The sequence below is a fragment of the Armatimonas sp. genome (assembly GCF_031410135.1).
Classification (GTDB): Bacteria; Armatimonadota; Armatimonadia; order Armatimonadales; family Armatimonadaceae; genus Armatimonas.
The window spans coordinates 1-4064 of the sequence record NZ_JANNYP010000604.1 but is presented as its reverse complement, the minus strand read 5'-3'; the positions used below and the strand labels follow the sequence as shown (position 1 = coordinate 4064).

Genomic DNA, 4064 nt, shown 5'->3' with positions numbered 1-4064 from the left:
TCGGGCTTGCCGTCGCCAACTCGCTGGCGGCGGCCAAGAACGGTGCACGGCAGATCGAGTGCACGGTTAATGGCATCGGGGAGCGGGCGGGTAATACGAGCCTGGAGGAAGTCGTGATGGCGCTCAAGACCCGCCGCGACTACTACAGGCTGGAAACGGGCATCCAGACCAAAGAGATATTTAAGACAAGCCGCTTAGTCAGCAACCGCACGGGGATTCTGGTACAGCCCAATAAGGCCATTGTCGGGGCCAATGCGTTTGCGCATAGCTCGGGGATCCATCAAGACGGGATTCTAAAAGAACGCACGACGTATGAGATCATGGACCCCGCCGATGTGGGCATCAGCGAGAGCAAGATCATTCTCTCGCCCCGCTCAGGCCGCGCCGCGCTCAAGCACCGGCTGGAAGTGCTGGGCCACACGTTTGATGACCCCGCTTTTGAGAAAGTCTACGAGCGGTTCTTGACGGTCGCCGACCGCAAGAAGACGATCTACGACGAGGACTTGGAGGCGCTCGCCACTGATGAAGCCCGCTTGGTGAACCAAACCTACGAGCTGGTGCAGCTTCAAGTCACTTGTGGCGATAGCGCGATCCCGACGGCTACGGTAAAGCTGCGCCACGCCAACCGCGCGGTTCTCATGGACGCCGACACCGGAAATGGCCCCGTGGACGCGATCTACAGAGCCATCAACCGTATCGTGAAAGTGCCCAACGAGCTGATCGAGATCAGCCTGCAATCGGTCACGGAAGGCACGGATGCACAGGCCGCCGTGACGATTCGCGTTCGGGCAGGAGAAGAAGTCTACTCTGGCCACGCCGCCCACACGGATATCATCGTGGCGGCTGCTAAGGCCTACCTCAATGCCCTCAATAAACAGCTCCTCCAGCAGCCAGGCCGCATCACACAAACCGAGGACGAGCGCGTCAGAGTTTGAAGGCGTGAAGGCGTAAACGCCGTCACGCCCCGTTCACGGGGCGGCTACTTGGCCGCTAGGGCTTTCTTGATGGCGTCCTCAAAGGCCGCCGCGCTCTGCCCGCCGATCAGCCGGGAGCTGATGCGGCCTTTGCGGTCAATCACGTAGGTTCGGGGAATGCCGAGGCTGTCGGGAACTTTTCCATCGAGCCACTTGAAGTAACCCAAATCGGGCTCCCCGCCTTTTTTGTTGATAAATGCGCCCGTGGTCGCGCCCTGCTGGCTCAGAAACTCTCCGGCTTTCGCCGTATCATCCCGATCATCGAGCGTCACGGTCAGCAAGTCCACGCCCTTTGCGGCGTACTTCTTCTGCGTTGCCACCATCTCGGGAAACTCCGCGCGGCACGGAGGGCACCAAGTTGCCCAGAAGTTGATAATCACAACTTTTCCCTTGCGAGCCGCCACTTCTTTCTTCAGCCCGGCAGCATCTACAGGCTTCACGGCCACTTTTCCGCCCGCTCCCTGGCTCATCGCTCCCAGCCCTAAAATTCCCATAAGCGCCAGAGACGCCGCAATTGTTGCCTTCATTTGTCTTCGATACTCCTGGCTACTAATACATCTAAAAACGATAAAAAGTTCACACGGTACAATAGCAGCATATGGAAGCAGCGCGAAAACTAACCCCGGAAGAGTATCTGGCGTGTGAGCGTCAGGCTCCGCTGAAAAGTGAGTACCGGGACGGTGAGCTTCTGGCAATGGCAGGAGCGTCTCGGGAGCACAACCGTATTAACACCAATTTAGTGCGTGAGCTGAGCACCCAACTTAAAAATAGCCCTTGCGATGTCTTTGCGCAGGACATGAAGACACGAACGTCTCCCACTAAGTACGCCTACCCAGATGTGATTGTCGTCTGTGGTGAGCCCGAGTTTCTTGATGACGAAGAGGATGTTGTCACCAACCCGACGGTCATTTTTGAGATTCTCTCCCCCAACACGGAGTCCTATGACCGAGGTGACAAGTTTGCTGACTACCAACAGCGAGCCTCGTTGCAAGAATACGTTCTCGTGGCGCAGGACAAAGTTTCCGTAGAACACTACACCCGGCAAGCAAGTGGCCTCTGGCTGTATCAAAGGCTGACACGACGCGAAGACGCACTAACTCTTTTCAGTGTGAGTGTTGCCGTGCCACTCGATGAAATCTACTACCGGGTTGGTGTGTGACATCGGTAGAAGCACTCTGGCCACAGCTGCTTCCTCTCAAGTCACTATGCTTTCTTTCCCGGAGCGAGAAGGCTGACGGCTGGAATGGTGTCGGAACCGGCGAAGTCGTTGTCGCGCAGCCTGAGGCAGGAGTTCTCACGTTCACCGAAACCGGTCTCTGGCAGCCCGATCAGGGTCGCGAGGTTCCCTTTACCAATGTCTTCCGCTGGACGATCCTTGGGCCGGAGCATGTGCGGCTGGAACACCTGCGCTTCGGCCCAGACAAGCCCGTTTTCCTTTTTGAGCTGGAGCCTACTGAGGGGAAAGAAGGCGAGAGCTGGGTTTCCACCTCTCCCCATCTCTGCCGCGACGACTGCTACTCGGCTGTCCTGAGCTTTGAAGATTCCGGCGTGCGGCTAGAGTGGACAATTAAGGGACCGCGCAAGTCCAGTCGGATCGTCTATGTCTATGCCAGTATCGGTTTGACCAGCTCGCCGTAGACATCGGTTAATCGGAAGTCGCGGCCCTGGTAGGGGTAGGTGAGCTTTTTGTGGTCTACGCCGAGTAGGTGCAAGATCGTCGTGTGGAGGTCGTGGACGCTGACGGGGTCTTTGACGATGTTATAGCCGAACTCGTCGGTCTCGCCGATGGTGACGCCGTGCTTGACGCCTGCGCCTGCCAGAAAGAGCGAGAAGCAGCGCGGGTGATGATCACGCCCGTAGTTGTCCATCGCGAGTGCACCCTGGGAGTACACGGTGCGCCCAAACTCCCCACCCCAGACGATCAGCGTATCGTCAAGCATCCCGCGTTGCTTGAGATCTTTGATCAGCGCCGCCGTGGCTTGATCCGTGTCCTTGAGCTGCCCCTTGATCGCGTTAGGAAGGTTGCCGTGGTGATCCCAGCCCATGTGGAAGAGCTGGATAAAGCGCACGCCTTTCTCGCAGAGCCGCCGGGCAAGCAGGCAGTTGTGGGCGTAGCTGCCGGGCCGGTTGACATCCGGGCCGTAGCTCTCCAGCGTGGCCGCCGACTCTTTGGAGAGATCGGCGAGCTCGGGGACGCTTGCCTGCATGCGAAACGCCAGCTCGTACTGGGAGATGCGAGTCGCCACTTCGGGGTCGCCGCTCTGGACTAGCTTGATTTTATTGAGTGCACCTAGTTCATCGAGCATCTCGCGGCGCGTCCCCCGATCTACGCCTGCCGGGTCGGAGAGGTAGAGCACGGGGTCACCGGAGTTACGCAACTTGACGCCCTGGTGCTGGGTCGGCAGAAACCCTGCCCCCCAGAGCCTGTCGTAGAGGGGCTGATCATCAGGGCGACCACTGCCCTTGCTTGTCAGCACGATGTAGCTAGGTAGGTCTTTGTTAAGTGTCCCTAGGCCGTAGCTCAGCCACGAGCCGATACTGGGCCGTCCCGCGAGCTGTGAGCCGGTCTGGAAGAACGTAATCGCAGGGTCATGGTTGATCGCCTCCGTGTTCATCGAGCGGATCATGCACAGCTCATCGGCCACTTCTGGGAGGTGCTTCCATAAGTCCGAGAGCTCCACACCACTCTGGCCATGCTTCTTGAAGGCATACGGCGACGGTGCCGTGGGAAAGTTGCTCTGCCCGCTGGTCATTGTCGTCAGGCGCTGGCCCTTGCGAATGGACTCGGGAAGATTTTGCCCTCGGTATTTTTCGAGAGTCGGCTTGCTATCAAAGAGCTCGAACTGGCTTGGCGCCCCCGACTGGAACAGATAGATCACACGCTTCACTTTGGGGGAGCCCCCCCCGCCCCCAATAATGGGGGAGCCCGTGTGCGCTTGCGCCTCGTTCTCCAGCAGCCCCAGTGCCGCGAGGCCCAGCCCCGTCGCGCTCTTCAAAAAAGTCCGACGGTTCAGCGCATCTTGCGTGCGATACAGCTCGTTCATAGTCTACGGTTCGCGGTGGCAAGGGAATATTCCTGCACAGCATGAT

General features: G+C 58.6%; 5 protein-coding genes. 3 read left to right on the top strand and 2 right to left on the bottom strand.

The window, feature by feature from the left end; all coding sequences use genetic code 11:
• Positions 1-935 (top strand): alpha-isopropylmalate synthase regulatory domain-containing protein (locus RMO15_RS22150; protein WP_309717318.1); only part of this gene is annotated, 935 nt, incomplete at its 5' end.
• A 44-nt stretch (positions 936-979) separates the two neighbouring features.
• Here RMO15_RS22150 and RMO15_RS22145 read toward each other — a convergent pair.
• Entirely contained in the window at positions 980-1501 is a 522-nt protein-coding gene (locus RMO15_RS22145) for a TlpA disulfide reductase family protein (protein ID WP_309717315.1), read from the bottom strand.
• 71 nt (positions 1502-1572) lie between these two features.
• Here RMO15_RS22145 and RMO15_RS22140 point away from each other — a divergent pair, with 71 nt between their 5' ends.
• A complete protein-coding gene (locus RMO15_RS22140) occupies positions 1573-2133 on the top strand; it encodes a Uma2 family endonuclease (protein WP_309717311.1) in 561 nt (186 codons plus the stop codon).
• Positions 2130-2612, top strand: a complete 483-nt coding sequence (locus RMO15_RS22135; RefSeq protein WP_309717308.1) for a DUF6314 family protein — start codon at positions 2130-2132, stop codon at positions 2610-2612. The genes RMO15_RS22140 and RMO15_RS22135 overlap by 4 nt, the downstream gene beginning before the upstream one ends.
• Here the strand turns inward: RMO15_RS22135 and RMO15_RS22130 are convergent.
• On the bottom strand, positions 2579-4018 hold the full coding sequence (locus RMO15_RS22130) for a DUF1501 domain-containing protein (protein WP_309717306.1): 1440 nt from the start codon (positions 4016-4018) through the stop codon (positions 2579-2581). The genes RMO15_RS22135 and RMO15_RS22130 overlap by 34 nt on opposite strands.
• Positions 4019-4064 lie beyond the last annotated feature (46 nt).